The organism is Lacibacter cauensis (assembly GCF_007830055.1).
In the GTDB taxonomy this organism is placed as follows: domain Bacteria; phylum Bacteroidota; class Bacteroidia; order Chitinophagales; family Chitinophagaceae; genus Lacibacter; species Lacibacter cauensis.
In genome coordinates this window covers 372,313-389,560 of record NZ_VLLE01000004.1, presented here as the reverse complement: position 1 = coordinate 389,560, position 17,248 = coordinate 372,313, and the positions used below count along the sequence as shown (strand labels likewise).

The following is a 17,248-nucleotide window of genomic DNA, read 5'->3' as shown; positions in this document are numbered from 1 at the left end:
ACCTCTTCCCTTGGTACAAAAAGCAATTGTTATTGGCAGCGGCTTTGCCGGCATGTCTGCAGCTTCCTTTCTTGCAAAGGCAGGCTGGCATGTGACCGTTTTAGAAAAGCACGATCAACCGGGTGGCAGGGCAAGACAGCTGCAGGTTGATGGGTTTACATTTGATATGGGGCCAAGCTGGTACTGGATGCCTGATGTGTTTGAACGTTATTTTAACCTGTTTGGGAAGAAGGTTAATGATTATTACGAACTGAAACGTCTTGATCCATCGTACCGTATTTATTTCAAGCATGATGTAACCGATATTCCTGCTGATTACGATGCTTTAAAAAAATTGTTTGATGAACTGGAGCCGGGCAGCAGCAAGCAGCTGGATGCTTTTATGGATGAAGCGGCTTATAAATACGAAGTAGGCATTAATAAATTAGTGCACAAACCGGGTCTTTCGCTTAGCGAGTTTGCCGATATGGACCTGGTGAAAGGCATTTTTAAACTGGATGTATTTACATCCATGAAAAAACATGTACAGAAGCACTTTGCCGATTCACGTTTGCGTGAGCTGATGGAGTTCCCGGTTTTGTTTTTGGGTGCATTGCCCGAAAAAATTCCGGCGCTGTACAGTTTAATGAATTATGCTGATGTAAAACTCGGCACCTGGTACCCTGTTGGCGGTATGTACGAAATTGTGAAAGGCATGCACAGTTTAGCAGAAGAGTTGGGCGTGCAATTTCAGTTTAACAGAAATGTTGAAGAAATCAAAACAGTGAACGGCCGTGCAACAGGTGTTGTGGCCGATGGTGAATACCTGGAAGCAGATGTGGTGATCAGTGGTGCTGATTATCATTTTACGGAAACAAAACTCCTGCATCATCACGATCAATCTTATTCGGAAGCCTACTGGAACAACCGGGTGATGGCACCAAGTTGTTTATTATACTATGTAGGGTTAAACAAACAGCTGCCGCAAATACCGCATCACAGTTTATTCTTTGATACCGATTTTAACCAGCATGGTCAAGAAATTTATGATAATCCGCAGTGGCCGAGCAATCCGTTGTTCTATGTAAGTGCCACCACCCGAACCGATGCTTCGGGAGCGCCTGCCGGTTGTGAAAACCTGTTTTTCCTGATTCCGGTAGCCGCAGGATTAGAAGGCGATACCGAAGAAGTGCGTGACCGTTATTTCCAGCAGATTGTTCAACGGTTTGAACAACGTATTGGTGAACCAATTTTAGATTCTATTGTTTATAAAAAATCTTACTCGGTAACCGATTTCAAAGATGATTACAACGCATTTCGTGGGAATGCGTACGGTTTAGCGAATACCTTGCTGCAAACCGCTATCTTGAAGCCGGGTTGCCGCAGTAAAAAAGTAGAGAACCTGTATTATACAGGTCAGTTGACGGTGCCGGGGCCGGGTGTACCGCCAAGCCTTATCAGTGGCGAAGTGGTGGCATCGTTGGTACATCAACACTATTCAAAAACAGTTCAAACAACCGAGCGCTTATGATGAATATTTTTCACGAAGTATGCCAGCTGAGCAGCCGCCTCACTACCGAGCGGTACAGTACTTCTTTTTCATCAGCCATCCGTTTGCTGCATAACGATCTGCGACAGCCGATCTATAATATTTACGGTCTTGTACGCTTCGCTGATGAAATTGTTGATACGTTTCATGAACACGATAAAGCCACCCTTATCAGCGATTTCCGCAAACAGACATTTGAAGCCATCGAACAGGGTATCAGCTTAAATCCTATTCTGCACAGCTTCCAATTAACCGTTAATCAATACAAAATTGATCATGCACTCATTCATGCTTTTTTCAACAGCATGGAAATGGATCTCGATAAAAAGCAATACAATAACGAAGGGTACAACGAATATATTTACGGCAGTGCAGAAGTAGTAGGGTTAATGTGTTTGTATGTTTTTGTTGAAGGCGATGAAGCAGAATACCGAAAGCTGAAAGCATCTGCACAATCGCTGGGGGCTGCTTTTCAGAAAGTGAATTTTCTGCGAGATGTAAAAGCCGATTACAATCAACTGGACCGCACTTATTTTCCCGGCCTGGATTTTGGCAATTTTACCGATCGGCAGAAACGTGAAATTGAAGAAGATATTCAAAAGGATTTTGATGATGCCTATGCAGGTATTATGCAGCTGCCGGCCAAAGCACGCTTTGGTGTGTATGTAGCGTATAAATATTATCTCTCTCTTTTCCGTAAGATCAAAAAACTGCAGCCCGCTGTCATTATGCAGGAGCGGGTGCGTATTCCGGACTATCACAAGGTGATGATTTTGTTAAGGGCCGGTGTACGCAGCCAGTTAAATATCATGTAACCGATAATCACTTATTTTTGATTGATGCACGAAGTAATTCTCGTTAACGAGTTGGATGAAGCTATTGGTTCCATGGAAAAAATGGAAGCACATGAAAAAGCATTGCTGCACCGTGCATTCAGTGTTTTTCTGTTTAATAAACATGGTGAGATGTTGTTGCAGAAAAGAGCCGCAACAAAATACCACAGTCCTTCTTTATGGACCAATGCCTGTTGCAGTCATCCTATGCCGGGCGAATCAACCGAGCAGGCTGCATTACGCCGGCTGGAAGAAGAACTAGGATTTACCACTCCTGTACACAAAGCATTTCATTTTACCTATAAAGCCGCATTTGATAACGGCTTAACCGAGTACGAGTTTGATCATGTATTTATTGGCGAGTACGAAGGTGCCATGCAATTGAATGCAGAAGAGGTGAGTGAAGTGTGTTACAAATCTATTGCTGTTATTAAAGATGAAATAGCCCACGATGCCGGCAGTTATACCGAGTGGTTTAAAATTGCATTGCCTTTGTTAGAAGAATGGCTGCAACAAAATCATCCCACTTATGCAGCAGCCTAAAGCAGTGGTAATCGGCAGCGGTGTTGCCGGTTTGGCCGGTGCCATACGACTTGCTGTAATGGGTTACTCGGTTGATGTGTTTGAACGCAATGCGTATGCCGGTGGCAAACTTTCTTATTTTGAAAAAGATGGTTTTGCTTTTGATGCCGGTCCTTCGTTATTTACCCAACCACAAAATGTAGAAGAGTTATTTGCTTTTGCCGGCGAACCGATTGCAGACTATTTTCAGTACGAACGTGTTCCTCTTTCCTGCAACTATTTTTTTGAGAATGGCAAACGTGTACAGGCGTGGACAGATGCTGAACGTTTAGCCGATGAATTGCAAACCCAATTAGGCGAAGACAGCAGCAATGTGCTTAACTACCTGCGCAAGAGTGAAACCCTGTACAACAATATCGGCAGTATTTTTTTAAATCATTCCCTACATAAACGCAGCACCTGGTTGCAAAAGCCGGTGCTGAAAGCCTTGCAGACTGTGCGTATGCCGCATTTGCTCGGCACCTTGCATGGGTTTAATCAATCATCGTTTCGTACAGCAGAAGCAGTGCAGTTGTTTGATCGCTTTGCTACCTACAACGGCAGCAATCCGTATCAAACACCGGGGATGATGAGTTTGATTCCGCATTTGGAATTAAATGAAGGAACTTTTTATCCAAAAGGCGGCATGATCAGCATTACCAATGCATTGGTACAACTCGCCGACAAGAAAGGTGTACGTATTCATTACAGCACGCCGGTTGAACGCATCATTCATCACGAAGGAAAAGTGAAAGGCGTGGTGGTGGATAATGAGAATGTTTTTGCTGATGTGGTGTTGAGCAATGCCGATGTTTATTTTACATACCAGCAATTACTCAACGATCCGATTGAAACAAAGAAAGTGTTGAAACAGGAACGCAGCTGCAGCGGTATGATTTTTTACTGGGGCATGAACAGAGAGTTTCCGGAACTGCACCTGCATAATATTTTCTTCAGCAACAATTACGCTGCCGAATTTCAAACCCTGTTTAAGCAAAAGCGTTTGTATAACGATCCTACGGTGTATGTGAACATCACTTCCAAAATGGAAGAAGGACTTGCACCGAAAGGAAAAGAGAATTGGTTCCTGCTCATTAATGCTCCATCAAACATTGGACAGAACTGGGAGCAAATGCGCATTAACTTACGTCAACAGGTGATTGATAAACTCAGTCGCATTTTGCAAACCGATATTGCTGCAGCGATTGCAACAGAAGAATATCTCGATCCTATCCGCATCGAAGAGCGTACCGGTTCGTACATGGGTTCGCTGTATGGTACCAGCAGCAACAGCAAGATGGCAGCTTTTCTGCGTCATCCCAACTTTACCAAAAAAATTGAAGGGTTGTATTTCTGCAGCGGCAGTGTACATCCCGGCGGTGGTATTCCGCTTTGTTTTAAGAGCGCAAAAATTGCCGCCGAACTTATACAGCAAGATCAATTAAAACAAGTTTCTCACTAATGCTGCAACACTACAGTAAACAACAAATTGCTACTGCGGTTGCCGTGCTGTTTCACTGCATTGGCTTAGGGGGTATGTTGTTCTATGATGTAACATTGTTTGCTTCGCTCACGCCCATGAATCTGTTGCTGAGTGCCGGCTTACTCATCTATACACAACAGGAAAAGAACCTGCATTTTTTTGTGTTTGTGGCCGTTTGTTATGTAACGGGTTATGTGGTGGAATATCTCGGCGTGAATCACCGGTTGTTATTTGGCGATTACCAATACGGCTCAGCAATGGGCTGGCAATGGAAAAACATTCCGCTGGTGATTGGGGTGAACTGGTTTATTATGATGTATTGCTGCGGCATTACCATCCAGCAGATGCTCAATTTTTTCTGGAATAAACTAAAAGAGGAGGACCAGCCAAGACGTACCAACGTTGGGTTTTTTGCAGTGATCATTGATGGTGCATTACTGGCTACGTTCTTCGACTGGATTATGGAACCAGTAGCGGTAAAGCTGGGCTACTGGCAATGGTTGGGCGATGGATCAATTCCGGTGTTCAACTATATCTGCTGGTTTGGTATCAGTGCCTTGTTGATGTTGTTGTTTCGTCTGTTAAACTTTAATAAACAAAACCAATTCGCAGTAAATTTGTTATTGATCCAGTTTATGTTCTTTTTAATCTTACGCACATTATTATGAGTTTGTTTTTATACATCTTACTGGCATTTGTGGTGTTCTTTACCATGGAAGGTATTACCTGGCTTACCCACAAATTTGTGATGCACGGGTTTTTATGGTACCTGCACGAAGATCACCACCAGCCTCGTGGCCGTTTCTTTGAAAAGAACGATGCGTTTTTTCTCATTTTTGCTATTCCCAGCTGGTTGTGTATTATGCTGGGTTTAATGAACGGCGTGTATTGGGTAGTGAGTATCGGTGCCGGTATTGCCATGTATGGGGCTGCGTATTTTATTGTGCACGACATTATCATTCATCAACGCTTTAAAATTTTCAGCCGCTGGAACAGTACATATGTACGGGCAATCCGCTGGGCACATAAAATGCACCACAAACACATGGATAAAGAGGATGGTGAAAGTTTTGGTATGCTGTTCGTGCATAAAAAATATTGGGAAAAGGTGCGCAAGGAAAAGCAGCTGAATCCGAATATTAAATAATGGATGACTGTTCACCCGAAGGGCGACTGCTCATCACAGCTTGTTGTAATAGACCTGACAGGTTAATGAGCTCATGTTAACTGCGGAATACAGGAACGAATGTTTCATTGTGCTTAACCTGTCAGGTCTGATACTCTATTGACAACATCAAACACATTTCATTGCATTCACACTATACTTATTTACTCATTTTGCTTGGCTCCATTGCGGGGCCTTTGCTGTTGAGCTTTGATAAAAAAGTAGCGTACTATAAAAAATGGAAATACCTTTTTCCGGCATTGCTGCTGCCGGCTTTGTTTTTTATTGTGTGGGATGAATTGAAAACAAAAGCAGGTGTATGGAGTTTCAGCGATGCACATATTACCGGTATGAAGCTTTCTACACTTCCGTTGGAAGAGTTGCTGTTCTTTTTTATTGTGCCGTATTGCTGTGTATTTATTTACGAATGTATTGTTTGTTATTTCCCTTCGATAAAACAAAAAAGCTGGGGCAAGCCTGTATTGCTGCTGATGGGTGTTTTGTTTCTGGTTGCTGCTGTCTTCACTTACGGTAAAGCGTACACGTATTATACGTCGTTGTTCAATGCGTTGTTTATTGGGGCATTGTTTGTTTTTCCAAAATGGTTTAAAGGCTTCAATGCCTCTGCTTTTCTGCTGAGTTATTTGATTGTGGTGATTCCTTTTCTGCTTGTGAATGGATTGCTGACGGGCATTCCCGTGGTGTTGTACAACGATGCGGAAAATCTTGGTATCCGCATTTTTTCTTTTCTTCCCTGGCCCATGAATAATATTCCGGTAGAAGATATCTTCTATGGCATGCTGTTGATTTTGATGAACGTGGCGTTTTTTGAACGGCTGCGGAGTAAAGATGTTGAACCACAAAGTCACTAAGCATCACGAAGCAGATCAACCTTGTTATTTGCAATCAACTTATCGGAACATAGCGATGCTTAATAGCCTTTCTCTCTTGTTCCCGGGCAACCTACTTTTTTATTTTTCTTGAACGATGCGATACCCGATGTGCGTTGGTACCAATCAACAAACGGTCGCCATACCAAGGTGAGTTGTACAAAGTAGTAGGCATCTTTATTTTTTTCACTGCCACGTAATGTGCTGCCAACAGGATAGGTGCCGTTACCACGGTATGCCAGATCAACAGCAGTTTGTCCACGTGCTGCAAGTAATGTTGCCTGATCAACATAACGGGTACTTACATCATCAATATAATCGGTAAATGTTTTGCGATAGCCCAACTCCAAACCAATACGCAAATCTTCGGTGAGTAAATATTCGGCACCAATACCAAACGGTATCGCAAACTGTGTTGACTTGTATGCTTTTTTACCGGGAAGAAATCCTTGTCCTTCGGTACTCAACGGTTGCAGAAAAACTTTGGCACCATTATCATCTGCTGTAAATGGTTTGATGCGGTACAGTGCGCCACCTGCAAATACATACGGCGTCCACCATTTATAATTCAAATTGAAAATATTGTATTGTGCACCCAGTTCCCATTCAAACAAATTGGTTTGAAAATTCAGATTGCGGCTTTGTTGCCCAGCATTTTTACTTTTTGCATCATCAGCACGCAGCATACCCAAACTGATATGTGTACGGGCCAGCAGGTGCTCGGTTAAATCGTAGCGTGCACCAATGCTGCCTGCAAATTTCGATTGCTTAAAGGTGAAACTTTTCCGTTGCAGATCGCCTTGGTAATTGGCCAGTCCACCACGAAACGATAAATGAAAATTTTGAGCTGATGCAAAGACAGGTGCGAGGCAAAGGAGCAGGAGCAGTTTTTTCATACTACAGTAATTGGATTTTGTACAAAGATCATCCGCTGAGTAAAACGGGAAATCTTTGCAGAAAGTATATGTGGCTGAGGCTTATTTGAGTTTTAAGTTCTGCTTTTTTAAAACAGCTTCCAGTTTCGGAATACTCGACGGACCCAAACCATGCAACTGCAGTAAATCTTTTTTACTCCAGCTAGCGAGTTGTTGTACTGTTGTAATACCCGCATTTTGCAATGCTCTTCTTGCAGGTGCCGAAAGTACAGCCAGTATTTCTTCTTCCGGTTGTTCTTCTGCTGCACAAACAGGACAAACGGGGCAGGTGCTGCTTTTGTAATAGCGGTGGCCTTTTTTGCAGGTGCGTGCTGTTGTTTTTGTTGCGGGCATGGTAAGGTTTGTTTGTTAAAGATAGTGCGGTTGTTGAAAAAATGACTGCTTCCCCGGCCGACCTGCGGTCAGAAGGGGAAGCGCCTAACAGCTGTTCCTTTCAAATGAATTAATTTCGCCGCATGATCCATAATTTCAACGCAGGACCTTCGGTTTTACCAAAAGAAGTATTTGAACAGGCCAGCCAGGCAGTACTCAATTTTAACAACAGCGGCTTATCTATTTTAGAAATCGGTCACCGCACGCCGTTGTTTGAAGACGTGATGAACGAAGCCCGTTCGTTGGTAAAAGAATTGATGATGCTGGATGATGATCATGAAGTGTTGTTCCTGCATGGTGGTGCCACTACACAGTTTATGCAGGTGCCCATGAACCTGCTCAACGAAAATGAAGTGGCAGCGTATACCGAAACAGGTACCTGGGCCGGTAAGGCCATTAAAGAAGCCAAACTGTTCGGCCATGTTGAAATTGTTGGTTCATCAAAGCATACCAATTACACAAGCATGCCGCATGAACTGTCGGTTCCGGCAACAGCGGCTTATCTGCATATTACTACCAACGAAACAATCGCCGGTACACAGTGGCACCAACTGCCTTACGATTGTGGCGTGCCCATTGTAGCTGATATGAGTAGTGATATTCTCAGCCGTGTGCTCGACTTCAACAAGTTCGATCTTATTTATGCAGGTGCACAAAAGAACATGGGTGCTGCCGGTGTAAACCTGGTAGTGGTAAACAAAAATATTCTCGGCAAAGTAAACCGTACCATACCCGGTATTCTCGATTACCGCAATCACATTAAAGAAGGCAGCATGCTCAACACACCTCCTGTGTTTGCAGTATATGTGGCCATGCTTACACTGCGTTGGTTAAAAGAACAGGGTGGTGTGGTTGCTATTGAGGCGATCAATAACCAAAAAGCCGAATTGATTTATTCAGCATTAGAAGCTATTCCATTCATCAATCTGCCGGTTGCCAAAGAAGACCGCAGCAAAATGAACGTAGTGTTTACCATGGACGATCCGGCAAAAGAAGCAGCATTTCTGCAACTGTGTAAAGAGCAGGGTATGTATGGCGTGAAGGGTCACCGCAGCGTGGGTGGTTTCCGCTTGAGTTTATACAATGCACTGAAGATGGAGAGTGTGGAAGCAATGCTGCAGTTGCTGCAAGAGTTTGCGGAGAAGAATGGATAAGATTTGAGGGTTGCCAACCTTTTAAAGGTTGGCAACCGTTCACTATAACGTCAATTTGATTTATCGGACAAGCAGGGGAAAATTCCTTTTCTTTGCAGCCGGTTAGTAAGTACAAACACATATATGGCTATTATCGTTCCGTTTAAAGCCCTGCGTCCGCAGGCACAGTTTGCCAAACAAGTGGCGGCACGTCCGTACGACGTGTTAAACAGCAAAGAGGCGAAGGAAGAAGCACAAGGCAATCCTTATTCATTCCTGCATATTACCAAACCGGAGATCGATCTTCCCGAAGAAACAGATCATTATGCGCCGGAAGTATACCTCAAAGCAAAAGATAATCTCGCTGCATTTATCCAGCGTGATGTCTTGTTTCGTGAAAGCAAGCCTTGCTATTATATCTACCGCCTTATTATGAATGGTCGCAGCCAGACAGGTTTGGTGTGTGGCAGTTCGGTAGAAGATTATGAAAAGGATGTGATCAAGAAACATGAGTTTACCCGTCCCGAAAAGGAAAACGACCGGATCAATCATATCAAGATCAGCGGTGCACAAACCGGTAATGTGTTTTTGGCTTACCGTGATGTGGCTGCTATGAACGAACTGATTGAAAAATGGAAGGCAGATAAAAGTCCTATTTACGATTTTACTGCCGATGATGCCATTCAACATACCATCTGGGTGGTGAATGACGATGCCGTTATTGCAACCATCAGTAACATCTTTGCTGCGCAGGTGCCACAAACTTATATTGCCGACGGTCATCATCGTGCAGCATCCGCAGCAAAAGTGCGTGCAGCCTTGGGCAAAGCAGCAACAGCAGAAAGCGATTATTTCTTAACGACCTTGTTTCCTGCAAGTGAACTGCAGATCCTCGATTATAACCGTGTGGTAAAAGACCTCAACGGATTAACCGTTGCTGAACTGCTGGAAAAAATCAAAGAAGATTTCGAGGTTAAGCTGGTGGGCAAAGAAGCCGTGAAGCCTGCACAACTGCATGTGTTTGGTTTGTATGCCGAAGGCAACTGGTACGAGCTGACTGCAAAAGCAGGAACCTACAAAACAGATCCCATCGGTATTTTGGATGTAACCATTCTTTCCGATAACCTGCTCGACAAACATCTTGGCATTAAAGATCAGCGTACCGATAAACGTATCGATTTTGTGGGCGGTATCCGTGGATTGGGCGAATTGCAAAAACGTGTTGACAGTGGTGAAATGCAAATTGCTTTCAGTTTATACCCTGTTACAATGGATCAGCTGTTCGATATTGCCGATAGCGGTAATGTAATGCCACCCAAAAGCACCTGGTTTGAACCGAAGCTGCGTGATGGATTGCTTACACATCTCATCTACAACGAAGCCTGATTATAAAGTCTGGCAAGGTTTTTAGCTTTCTTAATAAAATTGCAATATTGCAGAGGCGGTTTTACAATCGCCTCTTTTCGTTTAATTTTGGCGCAGTTATGAAAAAAATACTTAGTGTAATTCTTTTAACCTTGATGAGTTTGGCTGTATTTGCGCAGGAGCCTGATGCTGCACAACTGCACGAAACCGGCAAACAGTTTATGCGTGGCGGCGATTGGGCCAATGCGGTATTGGTATTAACCAAAGCGTTGCAGAAAGAACCCAACAGCATTTCTATTCAAAAAGATCTGGCACTTACTTATTACTACCAACGTGATTTTGCAAAGGCCCGTGAAACCGTGAAGCCTTTGATTGAACGTGAAGATGCAGATGTGCAGGTGTACCAGATTGCCGGTAATATTTACAAAGCATTGGCCGAGCGCAAGGATGCAGAGAAGATGTATAAAAAAGCATTGAAGAAATATCCAACAAGCGGTCCGTTGTATGCAGAGTATGGTGAGTTGTTGTGGATGCTCAACGATAACTACGGCAGTATTGAACAATGGGAGCTGGGTATTAAAAACGATCCTGCCTATGCCGGTAACTATTATTTTGCTGCACGTTATTATTTTTTTACTACTGATAAAGTGTGGGCGTTGGTTTACGGCGAGGTGTTCATTAACATGGAAAGTTATACCAGCCGCACAGCCGAAATGAAAAAGCTGTTGCTCGACGGCTATAAAAAATTCTTCACGATCGATGAGAAAACACAGCCTTCTAAAACAAAGAATGAGTTTTCGGAAGCTTTCATTGCAGTTATGAAACAGAACAGTGCCGTAACCAACAGCGGTATTACTACCGAAGCATTAACCATGTTGCGTACACGTTTCCTGCTCGATTGGAATAAACAATATGCTGCAAAATTTCCGCATCGCTTGTTCGATCATCAGAAACAACTGTTGCAGGAAGGTATGTTTGAAGCGTACAACCAGTGGATATTTGAAGCAGCAGGCGATTTAGCCAAATATGAAAGCTGGACAAAACTGAATACCGAACAGTACAACGAGTTTACAAAGTTTCAAAAATCGAAACTGTTTAAAGTGCCCGCAGGGCAGTATTATAAACAAGCGAATTAAGCCATGAAAAGCCTCCGCAGAACGGAGGTTTTTTTAGCAGATGTTGTAAGGATTGTTAACCTGCTTTTAAAGCGAACGTTAAAAGCAGGAAACGAAGGCAATCATAGGCTTGCTTTTATGCGCTCATTGCACATTTCTGCTTAACTTACCTGAACCAAACAGGCAGCTGTCTGTTTCTCTTTTTCGTACACGTAATTGCATGCTATATGAATCCTACAAGACTATTCGACTGTATTGATATACAGCTGGCAAAATTTCAACAGGAAGCCATGTTTGCCGCCAAAGAAGAGGGCGGCATCTGGAAAAAATATTCCACTGCAGAAGTAAAAGAAACCGTAGACCGGCTTGCTGCCGGTTTAATTCATTTGGGTATAGGTGGTAACGATATGAGCGTAGAGAAGCGTGATAAAATTGCCATCATTAGTAACAACAGACCCGAGTGGATGATGCTTGATCTTGCAGTGCAAAAAACAGGCGCTGTGCTGGTGCCCATTTATCCAACATTAGCTGTAAATGAACTGGAGTTTGTGTTAAACGATGCAGCAGTAAAGCTGGTGTTTGTAAGCGACCAGGAGCTTTACGATAAAGTGCAATCGGTACGCAGTAAAGTGCAAAGTGTACATGCGGTGTTTACATTCGATTACCTGCAACCATCGTTGCACTGGAAAGATATTTTAAGCAAGGCAACCGAGAACGATTTTAAAACACTTGCTGTGTCGGCACAAAGTATCCGTTACGAAGACATGGTAACGATTATTTACACTTCGGGTACCACCGGTACACCGAAAGGGGTTATGCTCAGTCATAAAAACATTCTCAGCAATGTATTGTCGAGCACGCCGGTGTTTGCAGAGTTTTGTGTACCCGGCGATAAAGCATTGAGCTTTCTTCCGCTCAATCATATTTTCGAACGCATGGTAACCTATGTGTACCTGTTCAACGGGGTATCTATCTGGTATGCACAAAATTTAGATACCATTGGCGATAATCTGAAAGAAGTACAGCCATCTGTTTTCACTACAGTACCACGCTTACTCGAAAAAGTGTACGAACGCATTATGGGCAAAGGGCAGGAGTTAACAGGACTGAAGAAAAAACTCTTCTTCTGGGCGGTGGATGTGGGCAGCCGTTTTGAAATCAACAAAAACCAAGGATTTCTCTATAACCTGCAACTTGCTATTGCCAACAAACTCATCTTTAAAAAATGGCGTGAAGGGTTGGGTGGTAAAGTGAAGGCCATTGTTACCGGCGCTGCTGCCTGCCAGGTGCGTTTGCTGCGTGTGTTTACTGCTGGCAAAGTTGTGATTATGGAAGGCTATGGTTTAACCGAAACATCGCCGGTAATTGCAGTGAACCGTTTTACCGAAAAGAACCGCAAGTTTGGAACAGTTGGTCCAACCATTGAAGGCGTAGATGTGCTGATTGCTGAAGATGGAGAGATCTGCTGCAAAGGTGATAATGTGATGATGGGTTACTACAAACGTCCTGATCTTACAGCCGAGGTAATTGACAAAGACGGCTATTTCCATACGGGTGATATTGGCGTGCTGGAGCAAGGTCGTTTTTTAAAGATCACCGACCGGAAGAAAGAAATTTTCAAAACAAGCGGTGGCAAATATGTAGCACCACAGCCCATTGAAAACAAAATGAAGGAGAGCAAGTTTATTGAGCAGATGATTGTAGTGGGTCCTGAACGCAAGTTTGCAGGTGCACTCATTGTTCCTTCGTTCGATAATTTAAAAGTGTGGGCAGCACAAAACAATATCAGCTTTGGCACGGTGCACGACCTGGTACGCAACCCGAAAGTGCTGGAAATGTACAAGCATATTGTGGAAGAATACAACCAGCAGTTCAATCATGTAGAGCAAATTAAAAAGTTTGAACTCTGCGCCAACGAATGGACAGTGGATGGTGGTGAACTGACGCCAACCTTAAAGCTGAAGCGAAAAGTGATTATGGAGAAGTATCGGGATGCAATTGAGAGGATTTATTTGTAAGCTCAGGATCTGAAATGACTAATGATATACAGTGAACCTGCATACGATAAGATTTTTATTGGACTCTTTCTTTGTATAGTTTGTTTTACTTCATGTGATGAAATACAAATTAAAAAATTGAAAAGAGAAGGCGTTATCGGCAAAGCAAAAATTACAGATTGCAACACTAGATCGAAAGGTTCCGGTGTTATTTTGGATTATACATTTACAGTTGAAGGGAAAAAAATTACAGGAAAGCAGAGCTATTACGAATTGAAGAGTCAAGTTTGCAGAGAGCTTCTTTACCGGGAAGTTTCAATTATTTACAGTGAGGATAGGCCTGAGGAGAACAGATTGATGATTAGCGAAAATGATTTCAAGAAGCTAGGCTACCCATATCCGGATTCTTTAAAATGGACCGATCGTTATTACAAAGAATGGTAAGTGCCGCAAGTTGCATTGTCGTATATGTGTGCGACGCAACCAAAGTTTCATTAGGTTCCAGCCGCCAGTAATCAAAACAGCATTCCTTTTTTCCTGTAAAACCAAATCGTTTATCTTCGCAGCATGCTTCCAAAATACAAACGCATCCTCCTCAAACTTTCAGGTGAATCATTAATGGGCGATAAGAATTTCGGTATGGACTCTGCCGTAATTACGCAATACGCTCAAAGTATTAAATCCATTGTTGAGCTGGGTGTACAGGTTGCCATTGTTATCGGCGGCGGTAATATTTACCGTGGTATGAACGAAGCAGAAACGGGTATTGAACGTGCACATGGCGATTACATGGGCATGCTGGCAACGGTCATCAACGGCATGGCTTTACAAGCCGGACTTGAAAAAGCGGGTGTGTACACCCGTTTGCAAAGCGCCATTAAGATGGAGCAGATTGCTGAACCTTATATCCGTCGCAGAGCCATCCGCCATTTAGAAAAAGGCCGTGTGGTGATCTTTGGTGCAGGTACCGGTAATCCTTATTTTACGACTGATACAGCAGGTTCACTCCGTGCTATTGAAATTAATGCCGATGTTATTTTAAAAGGCACACGTGTTGATGGCATTTATACAGCCGATCCGGAAAAAGATCCTACAGCAACTAAATACGATACTATTACTTTCCAGGAATGCCTCAGCAAAAACTTGCGGGTGATGGACATGACAGCCTTTACACTTTGCATGGAAAATAATCTCCCCATTATTGTATTTGATATGAACCGCCCCGGCAACCTCAAACGTGTTGTTACCGGCGATCATGTAGGTACCATCGTTAACGGCTAAGCTGTTCACACTTTGTTTTCATTGGGGATAAGTTTCAGCTGCAACCCCTTTCGCAATCCTGTTATTGCCAGTAACTTTCCATTGTTATTCTGAAGTATTCTTCTCCATAACAAATTATTGTTTCATGCCAGTCACCCTGTTAGCCATAGAAATATCTGTTTTCGAAATCGCCATGTTCCAGATCGGGGCATTGGTGTTGGGTTTTGTCATTCACTATTTCTGGAGTATGCGTCACGGCAACCAGTTCGACCAGGAACTGGATGTAAAGAAGTACGAGCAGGAAGCCTATGACTGGCGCATGAAGTATTACAACATCCTCGAGCAACAGAAAGACAGTGGCGAGAATTTGCAGAAAGAACTGGCTATTGTACAGCAGAGTGAGCGTGCATTGATGGAAGAAATTGAAGAGTTGAACGACCTCATAAAAGAACTCAAGCAACGTCCGCAGCAGGTCGTTGTTGAAACTACAGCACCATCTGCAGGTGCAGATGTTAGTCCGGCTGCATACCTTGCCCAACTCAAAAAAGCACAGGACGATCTGTTGCAACACAACCAGAGTATTTCGCAATTGCTCAACCAGGTAGAACTGTTAGAGAAAGTTGAACAGAAACACCAGGATACCTTACAACAAAATCAATACCTCACCGAACAGCTTGCATTGCTGCGTCGTTCGTTAACAGAAAAAGAAGGCGAGCTCAATACCATTCGTCAGCAAACGGTGCTTACGCATGAAATGAAAAACCGTTTGGAAACAGCGTACGACGAGTTCAACGAAATTCAGTCGAAGTTGATGAAGGTAGAGCAGCAGTTAAGCGTACCACAAACCAATGCGCTGCGTTACGATGAGCTGGAAGAAGCCAATCATCTCCTGTCGGTTGAGCTCAACGATATGCGCAATAAACAGCGGGAGTTGGTTGAAGAAAATTCAAGACTGTCGCAACACGTCATTGAAATGGAAAGCAAGTTGAATGAAGCCAACCTGCAACGCCAGCAACTGAGCAAGCGCAACGATTTTCTCGAAGAGCTGAACAAAGATCTGCAGCAGGTATCAGATCATAATAAAAAACTTGAATCGCAGCTTTCACGGTTATCAGAAATTGAAGCGATGCTTGCACGAATTTCTTCCGGACAAAATCAGTAAATCAGCGGTTGTTATTTTTTCCTTCATTAGATTTGGCGCTCCACTAAAACAGTTGGCAGTATGTCGTCCATTGCAGATATCCGCAGAGATTATTCGTTGAAAACATTACTCGAAACAGAAGTAGCTGACAATCCTTTTTTACAGTTTGGCGATTGGTGGCAGCAGGCCATTGAATCGGAAATCGATGAAGTAAATGCAATGACGTTGGCAACGGCCTCGCTCGAAGCTGTTCCCAGTGCACGTATCGTTTTATTGAAAGGTTATGACGAAAAAGGCTTTGTGTTTTACACCAACTACGAAAGTATAAAGGGACAGGAGCTGGCAGAAAACCCGAGAGCATGTTTATTGTTTTTCTGGAAAGAGCTGGAACGGCAGGTACGTATAATCGGTTTGGTTGAGAAAGTGAGCGAGGAGGAAAGCAATGAGTATTTTTTATCACGCCCCACAGGCTCACAGGTAGGCGCATGGGCATCGCCGCAAAGCCATGTAATTGAAAACCGCAGTTGGTTGGAGAACAGGGTAAAGGAACTCGCTGAAAAATTTAAGACAGAACAGTTGACCCGTCCGCCACATTGGGGAGGTTACAGGGTTAAGCCGGTGATCATCGAATTCTGGCAGGGAAGAAGCAGTCGTTTGCACGATCGCATTCAATACAGTTTGCAGGATAATGGCAGCTGGAAGATTGAACGGTTAGCACCGTAATAAAGTACGAGGTACGAAGTTGGAAGTACGGGAGAATGCATAAAAAAGCAGGCGGTCACTTGCGTAACAACCTGCTTCAGGAATTTTTGATACTGCCGAAACTTATTTTGTTTCTGCTTTTTTCGCCGCTTTTTTTACAGCAACTTTCGCTGGACGGCTTTTGCCGAAAGAACCTTTGAAACGTTTGCCTTTTGCAGTTTTTTTATCTCCTCTGCCCATGGTAATTAGTTTATTTGAATGATTGAATTGCAGCAGTGCTGCGTAAATACAAAGGTGATCATAAAAAAAGCAAGAAACAAAACGTTTCCTGCTTTTTTTATGCCTGCAAATAATTAGAGCTTCGCTGCTAATTCTTTACCTGCTTTAAATTTAGCTACTTTCTTCGCTTTAATTTTAATAGTTGCACCAGTTTGCGGGTTGCGGCCAGTACGTGCAGCACGCTTGGTTACAGAAAATGTACCGAAACCAACCAATGTTACTTTGCCACCACCTTTTAATGTTTTTGTAACGGCTTCGATGAAAGAATCCAATGCAGCATTTGCCTGTGTTTTTGAAATTTCTGCATCTTCAGCAAGCTTTGCAACTAATTCTGCTTTGTTCATAGTGAGAGTTTTTTTAAGTGGAGCAAATATAGACGGTTTTGCACTGCAACAAAATTTTTTTCACTCACAGAAAACACTTAAAAAATCTGCTGGAATGCAGGCCGGGCAAGGGTTGTAACTACATTGACCAAAAACTATTTTTCTG

The 17,248-nt window shown here is 43.2% G+C and carries 19 protein-coding genes; 15 read left to right on the top strand and 4 right to left on the bottom strand.

Going from position 1 to position 17,248, the window contains the following annotated elements; translation table 11 throughout:
• Positions 1 to 10 precede the first annotated feature (10 nt).
• The 7 genes from crtID (at position 11) to IQ13_RS11770 (ending at position 6,442) form a co-directional block, all read left to right on the top strand.
• A complete protein-coding gene (gene crtID / locus IQ13_RS11800; RefSeq protein ID WP_144886579.1) occupies positions 11 to 1,510 on the top strand; it encodes a bifunctional phytoene desaturase/3,4-desaturase in 1,500 nt (499 codons plus the stop codon).
• Positions 1,507 to 2,343, top strand: coding sequence for a phytoene/squalene synthase family protein (locus IQ13_RS11795; RefSeq protein ID WP_144886578.1), 837 nt, complete (start codon positions 1,507 to 1,509; stop codon positions 2,341 to 2,343). Before crtID ends, IQ13_RS11795 begins: the two co-directional genes overlap by 4 nt.
• A 24-nt stretch (positions 2,344 to 2,367) precedes the next feature.
• Positions 2,368 to 2,904, top strand: coding sequence for an isopentenyl-diphosphate Delta-isomerase (idi, locus tag IQ13_RS11790; RefSeq protein WP_144886577.1), 537 nt, complete (start codon positions 2,368 to 2,370; stop codon positions 2,902 to 2,904).
• Positions 2,891 to 4,384 carry a 1-hydroxycarotenoid 3,4-desaturase CrtD gene (gene crtD, locus IQ13_RS11785; RefSeq protein WP_144886576.1) on the top strand — a complete coding sequence of 498 codons (1,494 nt, stop codon included), beginning with the start codon at positions 2,891 to 2,893 and terminating at the stop codon, positions 4,382 to 4,384. Before idi ends, crtD begins: the two co-directional genes overlap by 14 nt.
• A complete protein-coding gene (locus tag IQ13_RS11780; RefSeq protein ID WP_144886575.1) occupies positions 4,384 to 5,073 on the top strand; it encodes a carotenoid biosynthesis protein in 690 nt (229 codons plus the stop codon). The genes crtD and IQ13_RS11780 overlap by 1 nt, the downstream gene beginning before the upstream one ends.
• On the top strand, positions 5,070 to 5,552 hold the full coding sequence (locus IQ13_RS11775; RefSeq protein ID WP_144886574.1) for a sterol desaturase family protein: 483 nt from the start codon (positions 5,070 to 5,072) through the stop codon (positions 5,550 to 5,552). Before IQ13_RS11780 ends, IQ13_RS11775 begins: the two co-directional genes overlap by 4 nt.
• Before the next feature lie 161 nt (positions 5,553 to 5,713).
• On the top strand, positions 5,714 to 6,442 hold the full coding sequence (locus IQ13_RS11770; protein ID WP_158637380.1) for a lycopene cyclase domain-containing protein: 729 nt from the start codon (positions 5,714 to 5,716) through the stop codon (positions 6,440 to 6,442).
• A 59-nt stretch (positions 6,443 to 6,501) separates the two neighbouring features.
• Here the strand turns inward: IQ13_RS11770 and IQ13_RS11765 are convergent, their stop codons facing one another.
• Both IQ13_RS11765 and IQ13_RS11760 read right to left on the bottom strand, forming a co-directional pair.
• The gene (locus tag IQ13_RS11765; protein WP_144886572.1) at positions 6,502 to 7,356 is read right to left on the bottom strand and encodes a DUF6089 family protein; all 855 of its coding nucleotides are present in this window, start codon (positions 7,354 to 7,356) and stop codon (positions 6,502 to 6,504) included.
• A gap of 81 nt (positions 7,357 to 7,437) precedes the next feature.
• Complete coding sequence (locus tag IQ13_RS11760; protein WP_144886571.1) at positions 7,438 to 7,728, bottom strand: DNA-directed RNA polymerase subunit alpha C-terminal domain-containing protein; 291 nt, start codon at positions 7,726 to 7,728, stop codon at positions 7,438 to 7,440.
• Between the two features lie 122 nt (positions 7,729 to 7,850).
• Between IQ13_RS11760 and serC the strand changes: the two genes are divergently transcribed.
• The 8 genes from serC to pdxH all read left to right on the top strand — a co-directional run bounded on the left by serC (position 7,851) and on the right by pdxH (position 16,501).
• On the top strand, positions 7,851 to 8,921 hold the full coding sequence (gene serC / locus IQ13_RS11755) for a 3-phosphoserine/phosphohydroxythreonine transaminase (protein ID WP_144886570.1): 1,071 nt from the start codon (positions 7,851 to 7,853) through the stop codon (positions 8,919 to 8,921).
• A gap of 123 nt (positions 8,922 to 9,044) precedes the next feature.
• Positions 9,045 to 10,286, top strand: a complete 1,242-nt coding sequence (locus IQ13_RS11750) for a DUF1015 domain-containing protein (protein WP_144886569.1) — start codon at positions 9,045 to 9,047, stop codon at positions 10,284 to 10,286.
• Between the two features lie 98 nt (positions 10,287 to 10,384).
• Positions 10,385 to 11,401: a tetratricopeptide repeat protein gene (locus IQ13_RS11745; protein WP_144886568.1), complete on the top strand. Its 1,017-nt coding sequence runs from the start codon at positions 10,385 to 10,387 to the stop codon at positions 11,399 to 11,401.
• 206 nt (positions 11,402 to 11,607) lie between these two features.
• The gene (locus tag IQ13_RS11740; protein WP_144886567.1) at positions 11,608 to 13,398 is read left to right on the top strand and encodes an AMP-dependent synthetase/ligase; all 1,791 of its coding nucleotides are present in this window, start codon (positions 11,608 to 11,610) and stop codon (positions 13,396 to 13,398) included.
• Positions 13,399 to 13,515: 117 nt separating this feature from the next.
• Positions 13,516 to 13,821 carry a hypothetical protein gene (locus IQ13_RS11735; RefSeq protein ID WP_144886566.1) on the top strand — a complete coding sequence of 102 codons (306 nt, stop codon included), beginning with the start codon at positions 13,516 to 13,518 and terminating at the stop codon, positions 13,819 to 13,821.
• Positions 13,822 to 13,944: 123 nt separating this feature from the next.
• On the top strand, positions 13,945 to 14,658 hold the full coding sequence (gene pyrH, locus IQ13_RS11730) for a UMP kinase (protein WP_144886565.1): 714 nt from the start codon (positions 13,945 to 13,947) through the stop codon (positions 14,656 to 14,658).
• A 124-nt stretch (positions 14,659 to 14,782) separates the two neighbouring features.
• Positions 14,783 to 15,799 (top strand): coiled-coil domain-containing protein, encoded by a 1,017-nt coding sequence (locus IQ13_RS11725; protein ID WP_144886564.1) that lies wholly within the window; start codon positions 14,783 to 14,785, stop codon positions 15,797 to 15,799.
• A 60-nt stretch (positions 15,800 to 15,859) separates the two neighbouring features.
• A complete protein-coding gene (gene pdxH, locus IQ13_RS11720) occupies positions 15,860 to 16,501 on the top strand; it encodes a pyridoxamine 5'-phosphate oxidase (RefSeq protein ID WP_144886563.1) in 642 nt (213 codons plus the stop codon).
• Positions 16,502 to 16,603: 102 nt separating this feature from the next.
• Here the strand turns inward: pdxH and IQ13_RS11715 are convergent, their stop codons facing one another.
• Both IQ13_RS11715 and IQ13_RS11710 read right to left on the bottom strand, forming a co-directional pair.
• Positions 16,604 to 16,753, bottom strand: coding sequence for a 30S ribosomal protein THX (locus IQ13_RS11715; protein ID WP_262711291.1), 150 nt, complete (start codon positions 16,751 to 16,753; stop codon positions 16,604 to 16,606).
• An 80-nt stretch (positions 16,754 to 16,833) separates the two neighbouring features.
• On the bottom strand, positions 16,834 to 17,133 hold the full coding sequence (locus IQ13_RS11710) for an HU family DNA-binding protein (RefSeq protein WP_262711290.1): 300 nt from the start codon (positions 17,131 to 17,133) through the stop codon (positions 16,834 to 16,836).
• Between the last annotated feature and the right edge of the window lie 115 nt (positions 17,134 to 17,248).

Bases quoted from the DNA above. Each gene is read 5' to 3' on its own strand.
- IQ13_RS11795 (WP_144886578.1), top strand. From the start codon at position 1,507: ATGATGAATATTTTTCACGAAGTATGCCAGCTGAGCAGCCGCCTCACT.
- idi (WP_144886577.1), top strand. From the start codon at position 2,368: ATGCACGAAGTAATTCTCGTTAACGAGTTGGATGAAGCTATTGGTTCC.
- crtD (WP_144886576.1), top strand. From the start codon at position 2,891: ATGCAGCAGCCTAAAGCAGTGGTAATCGGCAGCGGTGTTGCCGGTTTG.
- IQ13_RS11780 (WP_144886575.1), top strand. From the start codon at position 4,384: ATGCTGCAACACTACAGTAAACAACAAATTGCTACTGCGGTTGCCGTG.
- IQ13_RS11775 (WP_144886574.1), top strand. From the start codon at position 5,070: ATGAGTTTGTTTTTATACATCTTACTGGCATTTGTGGTGTTCTTTACC.
- IQ13_RS11765 (WP_144886572.1), bottom strand. From the start codon at position 7,356: ATGAAAAAACTGCTCCTGCTCCTTTGCCTCGCACCTGTCTTTGCATCA.
- IQ13_RS11760 (WP_144886571.1), bottom strand. From the start codon at position 7,728: ATGCCCGCAACAAAAACAACAGCACGCACCTGCAAAAAAGGCCACCGC.
- serC (WP_144886570.1), top strand. From the start codon at position 7,851: ATGATCCATAATTTCAACGCAGGACCTTCGGTTTTACCAAAAGAAGTA.
- IQ13_RS11750 (WP_144886569.1), top strand. From the start codon at position 9,045: ATGGCTATTATCGTTCCGTTTAAAGCCCTGCGTCCGCAGGCACAGTTT.
- IQ13_RS11745 (WP_144886568.1), top strand. From the start codon at position 10,385: ATGAAAAAAATACTTAGTGTAATTCTTTTAACCTTGATGAGTTTGGCT.
- IQ13_RS11740 (WP_144886567.1), top strand. From the start codon at position 11,608: ATGAATCCTACAAGACTATTCGACTGTATTGATATACAGCTGGCAAAA.
- pyrH (WP_144886565.1), top strand. From the start codon at position 13,945: ATGCTTCCAAAATACAAACGCATCCTCCTCAAACTTTCAGGTGAATCA.
- IQ13_RS11725 (WP_144886564.1), top strand. From the start codon at position 14,783: ATGCCAGTCACCCTGTTAGCCATAGAAATATCTGTTTTCGAAATCGCC.
- pdxH (WP_144886563.1), top strand. From the start codon at position 15,860: ATGTCGTCCATTGCAGATATCCGCAGAGATTATTCGTTGAAAACATTA.